Source organism: Staphylococcus debuckii (assembly GCF_003718735.1).
Taxonomy (GTDB): Bacteria; Bacillota; Bacilli; order Staphylococcales; family Staphylococcaceae; genus Staphylococcus; species Staphylococcus debuckii.
In genome coordinates this window covers 2,181,873-2,199,591 of sequence record NZ_CP033460.1, presented here as the reverse complement: position 1 = coordinate 2,199,591, position 17,719 = coordinate 2,181,873, and the positions used below count along the sequence as shown (strand labels likewise).

Below are 17,719 nucleotides of genomic sequence, written 5' to 3'. Positions count from 1 at the left end.
TGTGGGTCAAAAAATTAATCCAATCGGACTTCGTGTTGGTATCATCCGTGATTGGGATGCAAAATGGTATGCTGAGAAAGATTTCTCTACATTATTACACGAAGATTTAAGAATCCGTAAGTTCATTGATAACGAATTAAAAGAAGCATCAGTTTCTCACGTAGAAATCGAACGTGCTGCAAACCGTATTAACATTGCAATCCACACTGGTAAACCAGGTATGGTAATTGGTAAAGGCGGTTCAGAAATTGAAAAACTTCGTAACAAATTAAATAAATTAACAAGCAAACGTGTACACATTAACGTAATCGAAATCAAAAAAGTTGATTTAGATGCGCGTTTAGTTGCTGAGAATATCGCACGTCAATTAGAAAACCGTGCTTCATTCCGTCGTGTACAAAAACAAGCTATTTCAAGAGCTATGAAATTAGGAGCTTTAGGTGTTAAAACTCAAGTTTCAGGTCGTTTAGGCGGAGCTGATATCGCTCGTGCTGAAAGATATTCAGAAGGAACTGTTCCACTTCACACATTGCGTGCTGACATTGATTATGCACATGCAGAAGCTGATACAACATACGGTAAACTAGGTGTTAAAGTATGGATCTATCGTGGAGAAGTTCTTCCTACTAAGAATAATAGTGAAGGAGGAAAATAATAATGTTACTACCAAAACGTGTTAAATATCGTCGTCAACATCGTCCAAAAACTACAGGACGTTCTAAAGGCGGTAACTTCGTAACATTCGGTGAGTATGGATTACAAGCAATTACAACTTCTTGGATCACATCTCGTCAAATCGAATCTGCTCGTATTGCGATGACTCGTTATATGAAACGTGGCGGGAAAGTTTGGATCAAAATCTTCCCTCACACACCTTACACTAAAAAACCTTTAGAAGTACGTATGGGTGCTGGTAAAGGTGCAGTTGAAGGCTGGATCGCAGTAGTTAAACCAGGTAGAATCTTATTTGAAGTTGCAGGCGTGCCAGAAGAAGTTGCTCGTGAAGCATTACGTTTAGCAAGTCACAAACTTCCAGTAAAAACTAAGTTTGTAAAACGTGAAGAATTGGGTGGTGAATCAAATGAAAGCTAAGGAAATTAGAGACTTAACCACTTCAGAAATCGAAGAACAAATCAAATCTTCAAAAGAAGAACTTTTTAACCTACGCTTTCAATTAGCTACAGGACAATTAGAGGAAACTGCACGTATTCGTACAGTTAGAAAAACGATTGCACGTCTAAAAACTGTTGCTCGTGAAAGAGAAATTGAACAAAACAAGGCTAATCAATAATAACTGAAAGAGGAGGTTACAAAAGTGAGTGAAAGAAATGATCGTAAAGTATACGTAGGCAGAGTCGTTTCAGACAAAATGGACAAAACTATTACTGTACTAGTAGAAACTTACAAAACTCATAAATTATACGGTAAACGAGTAAAATATTCTAAAAAATATAAAACTCATGATGAAAACAATTCAGCTAAATTAGGAGACATCGTTAAAATTCAAGAAACTCGTCCTTTATCAGCAACAAAACGTTTTCGTTTAGTAGAAATTGTTGAAGAATCAGTAATTATTTAATCAATCGAAAGATAAGGGAGGTTTAATTCATGATCCAACAAGAAACACGCTTGAAAGTAGCAGACAACTCTGGTGCTCGTGAAGTACTTACAATTAAAGTATTAGGCGGATCAGGACGTAAAACAGCGAACATCGGCGACGTAATCGTGTGTACTGTTAAAAATGCTACACCAGGAGGCGTTGTCAAAAAAGGCGAAGTTGTTAAAGCTGTTGTAGTTCGTACTAAATCAGGTGTTCGTCGTAAAGATGGTTCTTACATCAAATTTGATGAAAATGCATGTGTAGTGATTCGTGACGATAAAAGTCCACGCGGAACTCGTATCTTCGGACCAGTTGCCCGTGAATTACGTGACAACAACTACATGAAAATTATTTCATTAGCACCAGAAGTACTATAATCAATACTAATTAAATCTAAGGAGGTGCCCACATGCATATCAAAAAAGGTGACAACGTAATCGTTATCTCAGGTAAAGATAAAGGTAAAACAGGTGTAGTTCAAGCTACAGAACCTAAAAAAGACCGTGTCGTTGTGGAAGGTGTAAACATCATTAAAAAGCACCAAAAACCGACTCAATTCAATCCAGAAGGTGGAATCTTAGAAACAGAAGCACCAATTCATGTTTCTAACGTACAATTATTAGACCCTAAAACTAATGAACCAACACGTGTTGGCTATAAAGTAGTAGATGGTAAAAAAGTTCGTATCGCTAAAAAATCAGGCGAAGAAATCAAATCTAATAATTAATAACTAGTTGAAAGGAGGATCCACTTTGAGCCGTTTAAAAGAAAAATTCAACTCTGAAGTTACTGAGAACTTGATGAAAGAATTCAATTACAGTTCAGTAATGGAAGTACCAAAAATCGATAAAATCGTTGTGAATATGGGTGTAGGTGACGCAGTTCAAAACTCTAAAGTTTTAGATAATGCTGTAGAAGAGTTACAATTAATTACTGGTCAAAAACCATTAATCACAAAAGCTAAAAAATCAGTTGCGACATTCCGTCTACGTGAAGGTATGCCAATCGGTGCGAAAGTAACACTTCGTGGCGATAGAATGTATGAATTCCTAGACAAATTAATCGCAGTATCATTACCACGTGTACGTGACTTCCACGGTGTTTCTAAAAAAGCATTTGATGGTCGCGGTAACTACACATTAGGTATTAAAGAACAATTAATTTTCCCAGAAATCGACTATGATAAAGTAAGTAAAGTAAGAGGAATGGATATCGTTATCGTTACGACTGCGAACACAGATGAAGAAGGTCGTGAATTGTTAAAACAATTCGGTATGCCATTTCAAAAATAAGCTCTAAATAAAGGAGGCTAATTAAGTGGCTAAAAAATCAATGGTTGTAAAACAATCTAAAAAACAAAAATTCCCAGTTCGCGAATATACGCGTTGTGAACGTTGTGGTCGTCCACATTCTGTATACCGCAAATTTAAATTATGCCGTATCTGTTTCCGTGAATTAGCTTACAAAGGCCAAATCCCTGGCGTACGTAAAGCTAGCTGGTAATTAAAGAGAGTCTTGAAAGGAGGCAACAATCTATGACAATGTCAGATCCAATCGCAGATATGCTAACTCGTGTAAGAAACGCAAACATGGTGCGTCATGAAAAAATCGAGTTGCCTGCATCAAATATCAAAAAACAAATTGCTGAAATCTTAAAAAGTGAAGGTTTCATTAAAAACGTTGAATTCGTAGAAGACGATAAACAAGGTGTTTTACGTTTGTTCCTTAAATACGGTCAAAACAACGAACGTGTTATCACAGGCTTAAAACGTATTTCTAAACCAGGTTTACGTGTTTATGCTAAAGCAGACGAAGTACCTAAAGTATTAAATGGTTTAGGTATCGCATTAGTTTCTACTTCTGAAGGTATTATCACTGACAGAGAAGCAAGAAAACGTAATATAGGCGGAGAAGTACTAGCATACGTTTGGTAATAAATAATTAAGGAGGTGCCCGTAAATGAGCCGTGTAGGTAAGAAAATTATTGAAATTCCTAGTGATGTAACAGTAGACATCAAAGGAAACGTTATCACTGTCAAAGGTCCTAAAGGTGAATTAACAAGAACTTTTGACGACAGCATGTCATATAAATTAGAAGACAACACATTAGAAGTTGTACGTCCATCTGATTCTCAAAAAGATAGAACAGTTCACGGAACAACTCGTGCGTTGATCAACAATATGGTACAAGGTGTTTCTCAAGGTTTCGAAAAAACTTTAGAATTAATCGGTGTAGGTTACCGTGCGCAAATGCAAGGTAGTAACTTAGTACTTAACGTAGGTTACTCTCACCCAGTTGAATTCAAACCTGAAGATGGAATCACTTTCACAGTTGAAAAGAATACAACAGTTAAGGTTGAAGGTATTTCTAAAGAATTAGTTGGAGCTACTGCTTCTAACATTCGTGCCGTAAGACCTCCAGAACCTTATAAAGGTAAAGGTATCCGTTACCAAGGCGAATATGTTCGTCGTAAAGAAGGTAAAACTGGTAAATAATAAATAACTCTCTAAGAAAGGAGAATAAAGCATGATCAGCAAAATTGATAAAAATAAAGTACGCTTAAAAAGACATGCACGTGTACGTTCTAACTTAACTGGTACAACTCAAAAACCACGTTTAAACGTATATCGTTCAAACAAACACATCTATGCTCAAATCATCGATGACACTAAAGGCGTAACTTTAGTTCAAGCATCAACTCAAGATAAAGATTTCGAAAATGAAACTGGTTCAAAAGTTGAATTATCTTCTAAAGTCGGAGAAGCAATTGCGAAAAAAGCAGCTGATAAAGGTATCACTGAAATCGTCTTCGACCGCGGAGGTTACTTATACCATGGACGTGTTAAAGCATTAGCAGATGCAGCACGTGAAAATGGATTACAATTTTAATCATAAAAGGAGGGACAATAGATGGCTCGTAGAGATGAAGAAGCTAAAGAATTTGAAGAACGCGTTGTAACGATCAACCGTGTTGCGAAAGTTGTAAAAGGTGGACGTCGTTTCCGTTTCACTGCATTAGTAGTTGTAGGTGATAAAAAAGGACGTGTCGGATTCGGTACTGGTAAAGCACAAGAGGTTCCTGAAGCAATTAAAAAAGCAGTAGAAGCTGCTAAAAAAGAATTAGTAACAGTAAACCGTGTAGAAGGTACTACTCCACATACTATCACTGGCCGTTTCGGTTCAGGAAGTGTATTATTGAAACCAGCAGCACCTGGTACTGGTGTTATTGCCGGTGGTCCAGTTCGTGCCGTATTAGAATTAGCAGGTATCACTGATATCTTAAGTAAATCATTAGGTTCAAACACTCCAATCAACATGGTACGTGCGACTCTTAATGGTTTAGAAAATCTTAAAAATGCTGAAGAAGTTGCGAAATTACGTGGCAAATCAGTAGAAGAATTGTACAATTAAGGAGGGAAAATGAATAATGGCTAAATTACAAGTTACCCTCACTCGCAGTGTGATTGGACGTCCTGAAACTCAACGTAAAACTGTAGAAGCTTTAGGTTTGAAAAAAACTAACTCTTCAGTAGTACTTGAAGATAACGACGCTAATCGTGGACAAATTGCAAAAGTAAGTCACTTAGTTAAAGTTGAAGAAACAGACGCTAAATAAGAAATATAATCAAGGAGGTGCCGAAATGAAATTACATGAATTACATCCAGCAGAAGGATCACGTAAAGTACGCAACCGCGTAGGTCGTGGTGCTGCTACAGGTAATGGTAAAACAAGTGGACGTGGTCAAAAAGGTCAAAAAGCACGTTCAGGCGGTAAAGTAAGACCAGGATTCGAAGGTGGACAATTACCTTTATTCCGTCGTTTACCAAAACGTGGATTTACAAACATTAACCGTAAAGAATTTGCAGTTGTTAACTTAGAACAACTTAACAGATTCGAAGAAGGTACAGAAGTTACTCATGAGCTTTTAATCGAAACTGGTGTGGTTAAAAACGCTAAAGCGGGTATCAAAGTATTAGGTAATGGTTCTCTAGAGAAAAAATTAACAGTAAAAGCGCATAAATTCTCTGCATCTGCAGCTGAAGCAATTGATGCTAAAGGTGGAGCACACGAGGTGATCTAATGTTTGAAACATTCGTTAACTTCTTTAAAACTAAAGAAGTACGGAACAAGATCTTTTTTACGCTCGCAATGCTAGTTATTTTTAAAATAGGTACTTATATACCTGCACCTGGAGTCAATCCAGCTGCATTTGATAATAACCAAGGTTCTCAAGGTGTCACTGATTTATTAAATACATTTGGTGGCGGAGCCTTGAAGAACTTTTCCATATTTGCTATGGGGATTATGCCCTATATCACTGCTTCAATCGTAATGCAGTTATTGCAAATGGATATTGTTCCTAAATTTACGGAATGGGCTAAACAGGGTGATGTCGGACGTAAGAAATTGAATAACGTTACTCGTTATTTTGCAATTATCTTAGCCTTCATTCAATCAATAGGAATGGCGTTCCAATTTAATAACTATTTGAAAGGGGCATTGATTGTTGACCCTTCTCCAATGAGTTATTTGTTAATCGCAATTGTATTAACAACAGGAACTGCTTTCTTACTATGGTTAGGTGAACAAATCACTCAATACGGTGTTGGTAATGGTATTTCAATCATTATCTTTGCTGGTATTTTATCTACGTTGCCGTCTTCGCTTATCCAGTTTTATCAACAAGCCTTTGTCGGGCAAAGTGATACTACGATGGCATGGCTGCAAGTAGCTGGTTTAGCATTAGGCTTGATTTTATTAACAATGGGTGCTGTATACGTGCTTCAAGCTGTACGTAAAATACCTATTCAATATGCCAAGAAACAATCAGCTCAGCGTTTAGGTTCTAATGCAACTTACTTGCCGTTAAAAGTTAACTCAGCAGGGGTTATCCCGGTTATCTTTGCGATGGCATTCTTCTTGCTTCCAAGAACATTAACGATGTTCTTCCCTAAAGCAGACTGGGCACAGCAAATTGCCAATACAGCCAATCCATCAAGTAATATTGGAATGGTAATTTATATTATCTTGATCATTGCATTCACTTACTTCTATGCATTTGTTCAAGTTAATCCTGAAAAAATGGCTGACAATCTTAAGAAACAAGGCAGTTACGTTCCAGGTATCAGACCTGGTGAACAAACTAAAAAGTATATTACTAGAGTTTTATATCGTTTAACTTTTGTAGGTTCTATCTTCTTAGCAGTTATTGCAATCTTGCCGATACTTGCTACTAAATTTATGAACCTGCCGCAGTCAATCCAAGTCGGCGGTACTAGCTTATTGATCGTTATCGGTGTTGCAATCGAAACAATGAAAAGTCTAGAAGCTCAAGTTAATCAAAAAGAATATAAAGGCTTTGGTGGTAGATAAACTGTAGGAGGGCAATATGAATATCATCTTAATGGGTTTACCTGGTGCAGGTAAAGGAACTCAAGCGAGTGAAATAGTTAAGAAATTCCCTATTCCGCATATATCTACAGGTGATATGTTTAGAAAAGCTATCAAAGATGAAACTGAATTAGGTAAAGAAGCTAAGTCTTATATGGACCGCGGTGAACTTGTGCCTGATGAAGTGACTGTAGGTATCGTTAAAGAAAGACTTTCTGAAGACGATGCGAAAAAAGGATTTTTATTAGATGGTTTCCCACGTACACTTGAACAAGCAGAAGCATTAAGTAAAATCATGAAAGAACTTGACAGAAAGATAGATGCAGTCATCAACATTGAAGTTCCAGAAGAAGAACTTATGAATCGACTTACTGGACGTCGTATTTGTGAAGTTTGCGGAACGACTTATCATCTTGTGTTCAATCCTCCAAAAGTTGATGGTGTTTGTGATCTTGATGGCGGTAAATTATACCAACGTGAAGATGACAACCCTGAAACAGTTGCAAAACGTTTAGAAGTCAATGTTAAGCAATCAAAACCTATTATCGAGTATTACGATAAAGAAGGCGTTTTGAAAAACATTGACGGTTCTGGCGATATCGAAAAAGTAACAGAATCTGTTATCGGTATCCTAGATAATCTTAAGTAATTCAACATTGCTGCTTGTTTGTTGAATGAAGGTAGTCGCAAATTGTTAGTCGTTTAGTATTCACGTATTAAGAGTGACAAAATGACGATAATGATTCCCAAAATTTTGTTCAACACTTATGACAACGGCAGTATGTCTAACATTTTCCAATAGACATTAACTAATAATGCAAAAGGGGGAATTGTTCTAATGGCAAAACAAGATGTAATTGAATTAGAAGGTACAGTACTAGATACTTTACCAAATGCAATGTTTAAAGTAGAATTAGAAAATGGTCATGAGATTTTAGCACACGTTAGTGGTAAAATCAGAATGAATTATATTCGTATTCTACCTGGCGACAAAGTAACTGTAGAAATGTCTCCATACGACTTAACTCGTGGAAGAATCACTTATCGTTATAAATAATTCGTCACTCCATTATTATAGGGAGGTATAAAAATGAAAGTAAGACCATCAGTAAAACCTATTTGCGAAAAATGCAAAGTCATTAAACGTAAAGGTAAAGTAATGATCATTTGTGAAAATCCGAAACACAAACAAAGACAAGGTTAATAAAAGAGAGGTGTAAAATAATATGGCACGTATTGCAGGAATCGATATTCCACGCGAAAAACGCGTTGTAATTTCATTAACTTATATCTACGGTGTAGGTAAATCAACTGCTGCTAAAATTGTAGAAGAAGCTAACGTTTCTCCTGACACTCGCGTTAAAGATTTAACAGACGACGAATTAGGTCGTATCCGTGAAACAGTTGACGCATACAAAGTTGAAGGTGACTTACGTCGTGAACAAAACTTAAACATTAAACGTTTGATGGAAATTTCATCATACCGTGGTATCCGTCACCGTCGTGGCTTACCAGTTCGTGGTCAAAAAACTAAAAACAACGCTCGTACGCGTAAAGGCCCAGTTAAAACTGTAGCTAACAAGAAAAAATAATAGGTAAAGGAGGAAAATTTTAAATGGCACGTAAACAAGTATCTCGTAAACGTAGAGTGAAAAAGAATGTTGAAAATGGTGTGGCACACATCCGTTCAACTTTCAACAATACAATCGTAACAATTACTGATGAATTCGGTAATGCATTATCATGGTCATCAGCAGGTGCTCTTGGATTTAAAGGTTCTAAAAAATCAACACCTTTCGCTGCACAAATGGCTTCTGAAACTGCTTCAAAAACAGCTATGGAACATGGCTTGAAAACAGTTGAAGTAACAGTAAAAGGACCTGGTCCTGGTCGTGAATCAGCTATCCGTGCATTGCAATCAGCTGGTTTAGAAGTAACAGCTATCAGAGACGTTACTCCAGTACCTCATAACGGTTGCCGTCCGCCAAAACGTCGTCGCGTATAATATTATAGTTAAATGTTATGTTCCGCAGATCACTGAGATAAGCAGTATCTTATAAGTCGACGTAACCAAGGAGGATATGTAAATAATGATAGAAATTGAAAAACCTAGAATTGAGACAATTGAAATTAGTGAAGATGCTAAATTCGGTAAGTTTGTTGTTGAACCACTAGAACGTGGCTATGGCACTACGCTAGGAAACTCCTTACGTCGTATCCTACTATCTTCATTGCCAGGTGCAGCTGTTAAGTACATCGAGATTGAAGGCGTACTTCATGAATTCTCAGCAATTGATAACGTAGTAGAAGACGTATCTACAATCATTATGAATATTAAGAAACTTGCTCTTAAAATTTATTCTGAAGAAGATAAAACGTTAGAAATCGATGTTAAAGATGAAGGCGAAGTTACAGCAGCAGACATTACTCACGACAGTGATGTTGAAATTTTAAATCCAGAGCTTAAAATTGCGACTGTATCTAAAGGTGGACATTTGAAAATCCGTCTTGTTGCTAATAAGGGTAGAGGTTACGCATTAGCTGAACAAAATAATACGAGTGATTTACCAATTGGTGTTATTCCAGTTGATTCATTATACTCACCAGTAGAAAGAGTCAACTATACTGTTGAAAATACTCGTGTAGGTCAAAGCAGTGACTTTGATAAATTAACATTAGATGTATGGACTGATGGATCTATCACTCCACAAGAATCAGTTTCTTTAGCAGCAAAAATTTTAACTGAGCACTTGAACATCTTTGTTGGACTCACTGATGAAGCGAAAAACGCTGAAATCATGATTGAAAAAGAAGAAGACCAAAAAGAAAAAGTACTTGAAATGTCTATCGAAGAATTAGACTTATCAGTACGTTCTTATAACTGTTTAAAACGTGCAGGAATCAACACTGTTCAAGAATTGGCTGACAAATCTGAAGCAGATATGATGAAAGTACGTAATTTAGGTCGTAAATCTTTAGAAGAAGTAAAATACAAACTCGAAGACTTAGGTTTAGGTCTAAGAAAAGAAGATTGATAAAGGTAAAGGAGGTTAACTCATGGGTTACAGAAAATTAGGTAGTACATCTGATCAACGTAAAGCTATGTTACGTGACTTAGCTACTTCACTTATCGTTAATGAGCGTATTGAAACTACTGAAGCTCGCGCTAAAGAATTACGCGGCGTAGTAGATAGCTTGATTACTTTAGGTAAAAAAGGAGATTTAGCTTCTCGTCGTCAAGCAGCTAAAATCGTTCGTGATGTTGAAATCTTAAACGAAGACGATACAACACAAACAGCATTACAAAAATTATTCGGTGAAATTGCACCACGTTACACTGATCGTCAAGGCGGTTACACTCGCGTGCTTAAAGCAGGACCTCGTCGTGGAGACGGTGCTGAATCAGCAATTATCGAATTAGTTTAATTTGAAGTTATAACTTGAAACTAAGCGAAGATGATAAGTAGAAGAACACGATGAGAGCATTGTGCGCTTATCATTGTACTAAAAATAAACACACAGACTTATTGATTATATAAAGCAAATGAGTGCAACGATAATGTTTGCCACATACAAATATTGTCTAGCTCAGAGTACCCCATTCATCTAACTTAATAAATTTAAAGCGTGAACTCAAAAAAGAATGGGGTGCGCGCTTTTTTATTTTAAAGCCCCTAACGGTATGATACGTATAGGGGCTTTAATCATATCTGTACATGTACACCTAACTTATATTCATGTACAATAAAAGAGTGAAAATTATAACGGAGGGACAGAGCCATTTTGACTAATGAACATATAATTGAATTCGATAATGTTTCATTCCAATATCAAGGCGATGAGTGGTTTACATTAAATAATATTTCTTTCAAGATACCTGAAGGAAAATGGACCTCTATCGTCGGCCATAATGGTTCTGGCAAATCAACAGTTGCTAAGTTGATGATGGGGATGATGCAATACCAAGAAGGACGAATCTTATATAGAAATCAGAAGATCACTCCTGATAATTTAAGTGAAATCAGAAAGCATATTGGTATTGTATTCCAAAATCCTGACAATCAATTTGTCGGCTCAACTGTGCAATACGATGTAGCATTTGGTTTGGAAAACTTTTTAGTTCCTTATGATAAAATGCATGAAGATGTGCCAGAGGTTCTTAAAGAAGTCGATATGTACGCACAGCGTAATCATGAACCACAAGCACTGTCAGGAGGACAAAAGCAACGTGTGGCCATCGCAGGTGTATTAGTACTAAGCCCAGAAATTATTATTTTGGATGAAGCTACTTCTATGCTTGATCCAGAAGGAAAACAATCACTCATGCGTTTAGTGCGTCATTTAAATAAAGATAAAAATGTAACCATTATCTCTATTACCCATGATTTAACAGAAACTGTTGATTCAGATTATATGATTGTATTGAATCGGGGTAAGGTATACGAACAAGGGACACCGAAAGAAATTTTTGAGAAAGGGACATCATTGACAGAGATTGGCTTAGATTTACCATTTCCAATGCGAATCAATCAAATGCTAGGCCATCCATCTGAATTTATAAATTATGATGAGTTGGTGGGGTGCTTATGAAGGTAAAGTTTGATGATGTCAGCTACGTATATCAAATAGGAACGCCCTTTGAATATGAAGCACTGCATCATATTGATACACATTTTGAAAATGGCCGCTATTATGCCATTATAGGCCAAACAGGCTCAGGAAAATCTACTTTAATCCAGCAATTTAATGGGCTCTTGAAACCGACATACGGAGCAGTAGAATTAGATGATTTAAAAATAACTGCTAAGACGAAAGACAAAGTTATTCGTCCATTTCGTCAAAAAATCGGTATCGTCTTTCAATTCCCGGAATCTCAACTCTTTGAGGATAGTGTAGAAAGGGAAGTTCTTTTTGGTCCGAAAAATTTTAAAATGGATATAGAGAAGGTAAAAGAGTACGCTTATCGTTTATTGATGCAATTAGGGTTTGAACGCGATATCATGGAGAAGTCTCCATTTCAAATGTCTGGAGGCCAAATGAGGAAGGTTGCGATCGTTTCTATTTTGGCTATGGATCCAGACGTTATTATTCTAGATGAACCGACAGCAGGTTTAGATCCGCAGAGTCGTGACCAGGTGATGGCTTTATTCAAACAGTTGCAAGAAGAACAAGGGAAGACAATAATTCTAGTGACACACGATATGAACGACGTGGCACAGTACGCAGAGAATGTAAAAGTAATGCAGAAAGGTACTCTGGTGTTTGAAGGGACACCGCGTGCTCTATTTGGCAATCATCAGCGCGTTAAGGAATATCATTTAGATTTGCCGGATATTGTACAGCTGCAATATGATTTTGAGCAAAAGCATCATATCAAGTTGCCTGAAACAGCACTATCAGATAAGGAATTTATAAAGCTTTACAAGGAGTGGCAAGCTCATGAAAAATAAATTTATTATTGGTCGTTACTTGCCGCTAGATTCTATGATTCATCATTTAGATCCAAGAGCTAAATTATGCTTTGTATTCTTTTATATCGTATTAGTATTTTTCTGTCATAATTTTGCTATGTATGGCTGGATGCTACTAGTCGTTCTTATCTTAATGTATTGTTCGAAGATCAAATTATTGTATCTATTGAAAGGATTAACACCGATTCTCTTCTTCTTAGTGTTTACCTTTTTAATGCATCTGTTCTTGACGAAGGGCGGAACCGTTCTGTTTCATTGGAAATTTATCACAATTGAAACAGGGGGCATAATAGAAGGTATTTATATTTGTTGTCGTTTAATGTTTATTATGATGATTTCTACTATCATGACACTCACAACGAGTCCTATTGCACTGACAGATGCATTTGATAAAATTTTATCACCATTACGCTTCATCAAAGTGCCTGTACAGCAGTTAAGTATGATGATGTCGATTGCTTTGCGTTTCATCCCGACGTTAATGGAAGAATTGGATAAAATTATTCTAGCGCAAAAATCAAGAGGATCAGAAATCAGTTCAGGTTCCATAGGACAAAGAATTAAAGCGTTCATTCCATTGTTGATTCCATTGTTTATTTCAGCCTTTCAACGCGCTGAGGATTTAGCAATTGCGATGGAAGTCAGAGGCTATGATGTGAAAGCCAAACGTACCAGCTATCGTAAATTAAAGTGGCATTGGAAAGATACAGTACTTATCTTATTGTTGATTCCAATTGCTGCAATTCTATTTGCACTGAAAAATATAGGAGTGTAGAAATGTGCGGATATTAGTAAAAATTTCTTATCAAGGAAGTAACTTTTTAGGGTTTCAAATTCAACAGCACGGCAGAACAGTGCAGCAACAATTTGAAAAGATTTTAAAACGTATGCATAAACGTCATGTACGCATTCATCCGTCAAGTCGCACGGATAGAGGCGTGCATGCGATAGAACAATATTTCCACTTTGATACTGAATTGAATATCGCGCCTGATAAATGGCAATATGCGATGAATAGCGCCTTGCCTGACGACATTTATGTCAATGAGGTATCTATAGTCGACGAGAACTTTCATTGTCGCTATGACTGCGTAGGCAAGCGCTATAGATATAAAGTATATCAAGGTGCGCATCGCGATGTCTTTATGAGCGGATTAAAGACATATTATCGTGACGACTTAGATTTAGAAAAGATGAATGAAGCGGCACAGCACTTTATAGGTACACATGACTTTACAGGCTTTTGTTCACAGAAAACAGAAGTAGAGAGTAAAGAACGTACTTTATACCAAAGTGAAATTATTAAAACAGAAAATGGCTTTGATTACATTGTGACTGGTTCAGGTTTTCTGTATAATATGGTTCGTGTACTTGTTGCCTTCTTAATTGAAGTAGGCAAAGGGAAACGCCAACCTGAAGATGTCCCTAAGCTTTTAGAAGCTAAAGATCGCAAACAGGTTCCTTTTACTGCGCCAGCAGAAGGACTTTATTTGGAAAAAATCTATTTAGCTCCAAAAGAATTAGTGAATGACTTAGGATCTGATATTAAAATACATCGCAAAAAATCACTAGAAAATGATTGAATCGTATTGACAAATACCTAGATAAATTATACGATTATATGCGGTATTGTTTTATATCACCACCACGATAAGCCCCGGAAACTTATTGTGTTACTAGATATAGAAGCAAAGTCGAATTAAAATCAACTAAATGAATATTATCTGAGCTTTGAATCGTAACATTGTTTTAAAAAAAGCAACTTGCATAGCAGTTATTATTAGGAGGACAATTATTATGCGTCAAACATTTATGGCTAATGAATCAAACATTGAGCGCAAATGGTATGTTATCGATGCAGCAGGCCAAACTTTAGGTCGCTTATCATCAGAAGTAGCAACTATTTTACGCGGAAAACATAAAGCAACTTTTACTCCACACGTTGACAGTGGTGACTATGTAATCATCATCAACGCTGGACAAATCGAAATGACAGGTAAAAAAGCTTCAGACAAAGTTTACTACCGTCATTCTAACTACCCAGGCGGAATCAAATCAATCACAGCTGGTGAATTAAGAGAGAAAAACCCAGCACGTTTACTTGAAATTTCAATCAAAGGCATGTTACCAAGTACACGCTTAGGCGAAAAACAAGGTAAAAAATTATATGTATATGGTGGCGCTGAACATCCACACGCTGCACAACAACCAGAAAACTACGAGTTACGTGGTTAATTAGAAGGAGGAAATTACATTGGCACAAGTTGAATATAGAGGCACAGGCCGTCGTAAAAACTCAGTAGCACGTGTACGTTTAGTACCAGGCGAAGGTAACATCACAGTAAACGGTAAAGACGTACGTGAATATTTACCATTTGAATCATTAATCTTAGACTTAAACCAACCATTCGAAGTTACAGAAACTAAAGGTAACTATGACGTTTTAGTTAACGTTCACGGTGGCGGTTTCACAGGTCAAGCACAAGCTATCCGTCATGGTATCGCTCGTGCGTTATTAGAAGCAGATCCTGAGTACAGAGGTTCTTTAAAACGCGCTGGATTACTTACTCGTGACCCACGTATGAAAGAACGTAAAAAACCAGGTCTTAAAAAAGCACGTCGTTCTCCACAATTCTCAAAACGTTAATAGGATTGTTTATATACCAACGTTTACAAAGGTTTTTTGGTTCAAGTTGGTTCAAATCATAAACTTGAACCTTATAATGCACTTAACAGATTTAAAGCATCGGCATCTTGCTGGTGCTTTTTTTCTGGCATTAATTCCAGATAATAATTTTGCGTTGTTTGAATATTAATGTGACCTAATCGTTTTGATACATATGCAATATCTATATCTTGGGCAAACAAGAATGATGCATGTGTATCACGTAAGCCATGAAAGGTTGTTTTTTCAATTCCCAATTCCTCTAGCAACTTTGCTAACATCTCTGATTGTTTAAATCCTTCGAAGTTAAAAATGTAACCATTCTTTTTCACAGGTATCTGACGAATAATCTCGTACACTTCTTTGTTAATAGATACATCACGCTTTGCATTTTCTGTTTTTAATGAAGTATCATCAGAAGTAGGGCTGATTGAATGTCTGACTTTTATACCGTGTTCATAGAGGCTATTGGGTCGGATTGCCAGTAGTTCACCACGTCGCATTCCTGTTTCTAGTGCAAGTAATACTAATGTCTTAAATTCATCATCTGGATGCTGTAAAACGTGATTACGAAGCTTTTTAAAGTCTGTAATCGATAATGCTTTGTTTCGCTTTGGTGGATCAACACCACGTGTTTTTACTAACGGTGCAAAGTCATTTGCAATATAGCCACGAGCATATGCATCACGTAAAGATGTTTTTATCTTTAGAAGAACTTCATGCGTTGTTTTTCGGGAACGTGTTTTTGCATATTCATCAATTTTCTTCTGAACAACTATATCATTCAGGTCTTTTAATTGAATATCACCGAACAAGTTACGAATGATGCCCAGAGCACGAACGTAATTTTGGAAAGTTGTTTCTTTCACATCGTTGACTTTAACAAGGTATATCCAATTCTCAAAGAAATCAGCAAATGAGGTTGTTCTATATGCAAGTTCTTTCCCTTCACCTTTTGCTAGTTCCATTTCTAATGCCCAAAGTCTCGCTTCTTTTTTAGTTGTAAATGTTTGCGATAGCTTTTTATGCTGTCCGTGTTTATACAGTGAAACTTGTGCTCTGTATGATTTACCACGTTTTACAATGCTAGCCATACTATCAATTCCTTTCATAAAATAAGTTGATAGATGCTAGTTGAATACACTTGTATTGTATTCTGTAACTAGCATAATATCAACTGTTAAAACGTTAGATAGATTGCGATTCGATAAAGTTAATTAAAGACTCCATTGTATATCGTTCATGTTTTCCTACCATAAAACGTTCAAGATCATCATGTGGTCGTATATATTTATCGAATGATTTTGGATCTATGCCAAGAAAATTAGATGCTTGTTCTCGAGTTAAAAGATAAGGATAGTTCTTAATGTTTTTATTGATGCTCATATAGCATCAGCTCCTTCATGTGTTTATTTTATTTATTTGAATGGATAACCTTGTTTTTTATATAACATTGAATATTTATTTAGCCACAATATTACATCATCATTTGGCTCATAATTTTCGAATTCTTCATAAAGAAATTCTAGGCATTTTTTCAATCCATTATCTCCCCAAATATCCCAAACTTTATATAAGTAGGGGAATAAACCCGAACCATTTAAAATGTGCTGTTGAGATTGCTCTAATAAATTCATTCGTGGTGATGGAGAGTTGAACATAAAAGTTTGTTTTTCGAGTAGATTAAGCATCTTTTTGCTATATACTGTTAACTTATTAGACTTTGCATAATAAAAAAGATAACGATCAGTTAAAGCAGAAACAAGTAAGTTTTTTAATTCTACATCGTTTTTAATGTTTCCTAATTTAGCAGATATATCGTGTGCATATGAACCTTTAAACACTGCTTCGAATCTTATCCAATTATTATATTTAAGAGACTCTTGATAACGAACTCCCATCGTTTCTACTTGTTCTCTCTTCTTATCATAAACTCGCAGCAATGCTTTTATATTTTTCCCTTTTGTACCTAAATAAAAGGTAGAGGTTTCATTGTTTTTAGTTAATGCTGATAAACTAGATAAATTTCGTCTACCAGATGAAGTCTTAACAATTTGGTTCTTTCTAGATAGTTGATTATAAATAGTATTAACTGAAATACCTTCATCAATAAAATCAATTGCAATATCGATTCTTGAAAGCCTTGAGGAATATAAATTATTATTATTATTTATATTCGATATGAATTGATGTATTTGTATTGAACGATTAAAAAGAACCTCGTACTGCTCCCTGTATTTCATCCAAGCATGCGCAGAAAACTTTATACAAACCCCCATTTGGATAAAATCTGTATGATAAGCAATTGAAAAATAGTATGGTACATTTTCACAAGAGAACCCTTGTGAATATCCTCTTGGTAGCGAATCAGTAGAATTCACTAATTCACCAAGTACTAACTCAATGTTTGATAACCTAGTAAATTCATAAATTAAAGAGTTTGCTAGACTAGGCCATGTTTCAATGGAAGAAGGTCTTTTTGTTGCTTGTAAAACTAATGTAAACTCATCAACCTGAACATTTAACAAAAAACCACTCCTTTTAAGTAAATAAACATTGCTATAACAGCCTTTAGTAAGTAGTTTATTTG

At 36.1% G+C, this 17,719-nt stretch carries 30 protein-coding genes; 28 read left to right on the top strand and 2 right to left on the bottom strand.

The window, feature by feature from the left end; genetic code table 11:
• The first annotated feature begins 1 nt into the window (after window position 1).
• The 28 genes from rpsC to rpsI all read left to right on the top strand — a co-directional run bounded on the left by rpsC (window position 2) and on the right by rpsI (window position 15,111).
• Complete coding sequence (rpsC, locus tag CNQ82_RS10650) at window positions 2-655, top strand: 30S ribosomal protein S3 (protein ID WP_095104032.1); 654 nt, start codon at window positions 2-4, stop codon at window positions 653-655.
• 2 nt (window positions 656-657) lie between these two features.
• Window positions 658-1,092: a 50S ribosomal protein L16 gene (gene rplP, locus CNQ82_RS10645; RefSeq protein WP_095104034.1), complete on the top strand. Its 435-nt coding sequence runs from the start codon at window positions 658-660 to the stop codon at window positions 1,090-1,092.
• Complete coding sequence (rpmC, locus tag CNQ82_RS10640) at window positions 1,082-1,291, top strand: 50S ribosomal protein L29 (RefSeq protein WP_095104036.1); 210 nt, start codon at window positions 1,082-1,084, stop codon at window positions 1,289-1,291. Before rplP ends, rpmC begins: the two co-directional genes overlap by 11 nt.
• A gap of 24 nt (window positions 1,292-1,315) precedes the next feature.
• The gene (rpsQ, locus tag CNQ82_RS10635) at window positions 1,316-1,579 is read left to right on the top strand and encodes a 30S ribosomal protein S17 (protein WP_002432741.1); all 264 of its coding nucleotides are present in this window, start codon (window positions 1,316-1,318) and stop codon (window positions 1,577-1,579) included.
• A gap of 29 nt (window positions 1,580-1,608) precedes the next feature.
• Window positions 1,609-1,977: a 50S ribosomal protein L14 gene (gene rplN, locus CNQ82_RS10630; protein WP_015900969.1), complete on the top strand. Its 369-nt coding sequence runs from the start codon at window positions 1,609-1,611 to the stop codon at window positions 1,975-1,977.
• 32 nt (window positions 1,978-2,009) lie between these two features.
• A complete protein-coding gene (gene rplX / locus CNQ82_RS10625) occupies window positions 2,010-2,327 on the top strand; it encodes a 50S ribosomal protein L24 (protein WP_095104038.1) in 318 nt (105 codons plus the stop codon).
• A 25-nt stretch (window positions 2,328-2,352) separates the two neighbouring features.
• Complete coding sequence (gene rplE / locus CNQ82_RS10620) at window positions 2,353-2,892, top strand: 50S ribosomal protein L5 (protein ID WP_095104040.1); 540 nt, start codon at window positions 2,353-2,355, stop codon at window positions 2,890-2,892.
• 25 nt (window positions 2,893-2,917) lie between these two features.
• A complete protein-coding gene (locus CNQ82_RS10615) occupies window positions 2,918-3,103 on the top strand; it encodes a type Z 30S ribosomal protein S14 (protein ID WP_095104042.1) in 186 nt (61 codons plus the stop codon).
• Window positions 3,104-3,135: 32 nt separating this feature from the next.
• Window positions 3,136-3,534, top strand: a complete 399-nt coding sequence (gene rpsH / locus CNQ82_RS10610) for a 30S ribosomal protein S8 (protein ID WP_123145226.1) — start codon at window positions 3,136-3,138, stop codon at window positions 3,532-3,534.
• Window positions 3,535-3,559: 25 nt separating this feature from the next.
• Window positions 3,560-4,096: a 50S ribosomal protein L6 gene (rplF, locus tag CNQ82_RS10605; protein WP_123145225.1), complete on the top strand. Its 537-nt coding sequence runs from the start codon at window positions 3,560-3,562 to the stop codon at window positions 4,094-4,096.
• A 31-nt stretch (window positions 4,097-4,127) separates the two neighbouring features.
• Window positions 4,128-4,490 (top strand): 50S ribosomal protein L18, encoded by a 363-nt coding sequence (gene rplR / locus CNQ82_RS10600; RefSeq protein WP_123145224.1) that lies wholly within the window; start codon window positions 4,128-4,130, stop codon window positions 4,488-4,490.
• A 21-nt stretch (window positions 4,491-4,511) separates the two neighbouring features.
• Window positions 4,512-5,012: a 30S ribosomal protein S5 gene (gene rpsE, locus CNQ82_RS10595; protein ID WP_095104050.1), complete on the top strand. Its 501-nt coding sequence runs from the start codon at window positions 4,512-4,514 to the stop codon at window positions 5,010-5,012.
• A gap of 16 nt (window positions 5,013-5,028) precedes the next feature.
• On the top strand, window positions 5,029-5,217 hold the full coding sequence (gene rpmD, locus CNQ82_RS10590) for a 50S ribosomal protein L30 (protein WP_095104052.1): 189 nt from the start codon (window positions 5,029-5,031) through the stop codon (window positions 5,215-5,217).
• 25 nt (window positions 5,218-5,242) lie between these two features.
• The gene (gene rplO, locus CNQ82_RS10585) at window positions 5,243-5,683 is read left to right on the top strand and encodes a 50S ribosomal protein L15 (RefSeq protein WP_123145223.1); all 441 of its coding nucleotides are present in this window, start codon (window positions 5,243-5,245) and stop codon (window positions 5,681-5,683) included.
• A complete protein-coding gene (gene secY / locus CNQ82_RS10580; protein WP_123145222.1) occupies window positions 5,683-6,975 on the top strand; it encodes a preprotein translocase subunit SecY in 1,293 nt (430 codons plus the stop codon). The genes rplO and secY overlap by 1 nt, the downstream gene beginning before the upstream one ends.
• 16 nt (window positions 6,976-6,991) lie before the next feature.
• Window positions 6,992-7,642 (top strand): adenylate kinase, encoded by a 651-nt coding sequence (locus tag CNQ82_RS10575; RefSeq protein WP_095104058.1) that lies wholly within the window; start codon window positions 6,992-6,994, stop codon window positions 7,640-7,642.
• Between the two features lie 189 nt (window positions 7,643-7,831).
• Window positions 7,832-8,050, top strand: a complete 219-nt coding sequence (gene infA, locus CNQ82_RS10570; protein WP_001118443.1) for a translation initiation factor IF-1 — start codon at window positions 7,832-7,834, stop codon at window positions 8,048-8,050.
• Between the two features lie 33 nt (window positions 8,051-8,083).
• Entirely contained in the window at window positions 8,084-8,197 is a 114-nt protein-coding gene (gene rpmJ, locus CNQ82_RS10565; protein WP_002479550.1) for a 50S ribosomal protein L36, read from the top strand.
• A 22-nt stretch (window positions 8,198-8,219) separates the two neighbouring features.
• Window positions 8,220-8,585, top strand: a complete 366-nt coding sequence (gene rpsM, locus CNQ82_RS10560) for a 30S ribosomal protein S13 (RefSeq protein WP_095104060.1) — start codon at window positions 8,220-8,222, stop codon at window positions 8,583-8,585.
• Between the two features lie 23 nt (window positions 8,586-8,608).
• Window positions 8,609-8,998: a 30S ribosomal protein S11 gene (rpsK, locus tag CNQ82_RS10555; protein ID WP_095104062.1), complete on the top strand. Its 390-nt coding sequence runs from the start codon at window positions 8,609-8,611 to the stop codon at window positions 8,996-8,998.
• Window positions 8,999-9,083: 85 nt separating this feature from the next.
• Entirely contained in the window at window positions 9,084-10,028 is a 945-nt protein-coding gene (locus CNQ82_RS10550) for a DNA-directed RNA polymerase subunit alpha (protein ID WP_046099928.1), read from the top strand.
• A gap of 22 nt (window positions 10,029-10,050) precedes the next feature.
• On the top strand, window positions 10,051-10,419 hold the full coding sequence (gene rplQ, locus CNQ82_RS10545; protein WP_123145221.1) for a 50S ribosomal protein L17: 369 nt from the start codon (window positions 10,051-10,053) through the stop codon (window positions 10,417-10,419).
• 357 nt (window positions 10,420-10,776) lie between these two features.
• A complete protein-coding gene (locus CNQ82_RS10540) occupies window positions 10,777-11,583 on the top strand; it encodes an energy-coupling factor transporter ATPase (RefSeq protein ID WP_123145220.1) in 807 nt (268 codons plus the stop codon).
• Window positions 11,580-12,443 (top strand): energy-coupling factor transporter ATPase, encoded by an 864-nt coding sequence (locus CNQ82_RS10535; RefSeq protein WP_123145219.1) that lies wholly within the window; start codon window positions 11,580-11,582, stop codon window positions 12,441-12,443. The genes CNQ82_RS10540 and CNQ82_RS10535 overlap by 4 nt, the downstream gene beginning before the upstream one ends.
• Complete coding sequence (locus CNQ82_RS10530; protein ID WP_123145218.1) at window positions 12,433-13,239, top strand: energy-coupling factor transporter transmembrane component T family protein; 807 nt, start codon at window positions 12,433-12,435, stop codon at window positions 13,237-13,239. The genes CNQ82_RS10535 and CNQ82_RS10530 overlap by 11 nt, the downstream gene beginning before the upstream one ends.
• A 4-nt stretch (window positions 13,240-13,243) precedes the next feature.
• Entirely contained in the window at window positions 13,244-14,047 is an 804-nt protein-coding gene (gene truA / locus CNQ82_RS10525) for a tRNA pseudouridine(38-40) synthase TruA (RefSeq protein WP_123145217.1), read from the top strand.
• A gap of 214 nt (window positions 14,048-14,261) precedes the next feature.
• A complete protein-coding gene (gene rplM, locus CNQ82_RS10520; protein ID WP_123145216.1) occupies window positions 14,262-14,699 on the top strand; it encodes a 50S ribosomal protein L13 in 438 nt (145 codons plus the stop codon).
• A gap of 19 nt (window positions 14,700-14,718) precedes the next feature.
• Window positions 14,719-15,111, top strand: a complete 393-nt coding sequence (gene rpsI, locus CNQ82_RS10515; RefSeq protein ID WP_047130843.1) for a 30S ribosomal protein S9 — start codon at window positions 14,719-14,721, stop codon at window positions 15,109-15,111.
• Window positions 15,112-15,182: 71 nt separating this feature from the next.
• Here the strand turns inward: rpsI and CNQ82_RS10510 are convergent, their stop codons facing one another.
• Window positions 15,183-16,241: a tyrosine-type recombinase/integrase gene (locus CNQ82_RS10510; protein ID WP_240624883.1), complete on the bottom strand. Its 1,059-nt coding sequence runs from the start codon at window positions 16,239-16,241 to the stop codon at window positions 15,183-15,185.
• A gap of 306 nt (window positions 16,242-16,547) precedes the next feature.
• Window positions 16,548-17,657, bottom strand: a complete 1,110-nt coding sequence (locus CNQ82_RS10500) for a replication initiation factor domain-containing protein (RefSeq protein ID WP_123145675.1) — start codon at window positions 17,655-17,657, stop codon at window positions 16,548-16,550.
• Window positions 17,658-17,719 lie beyond the last annotated feature (62 nt).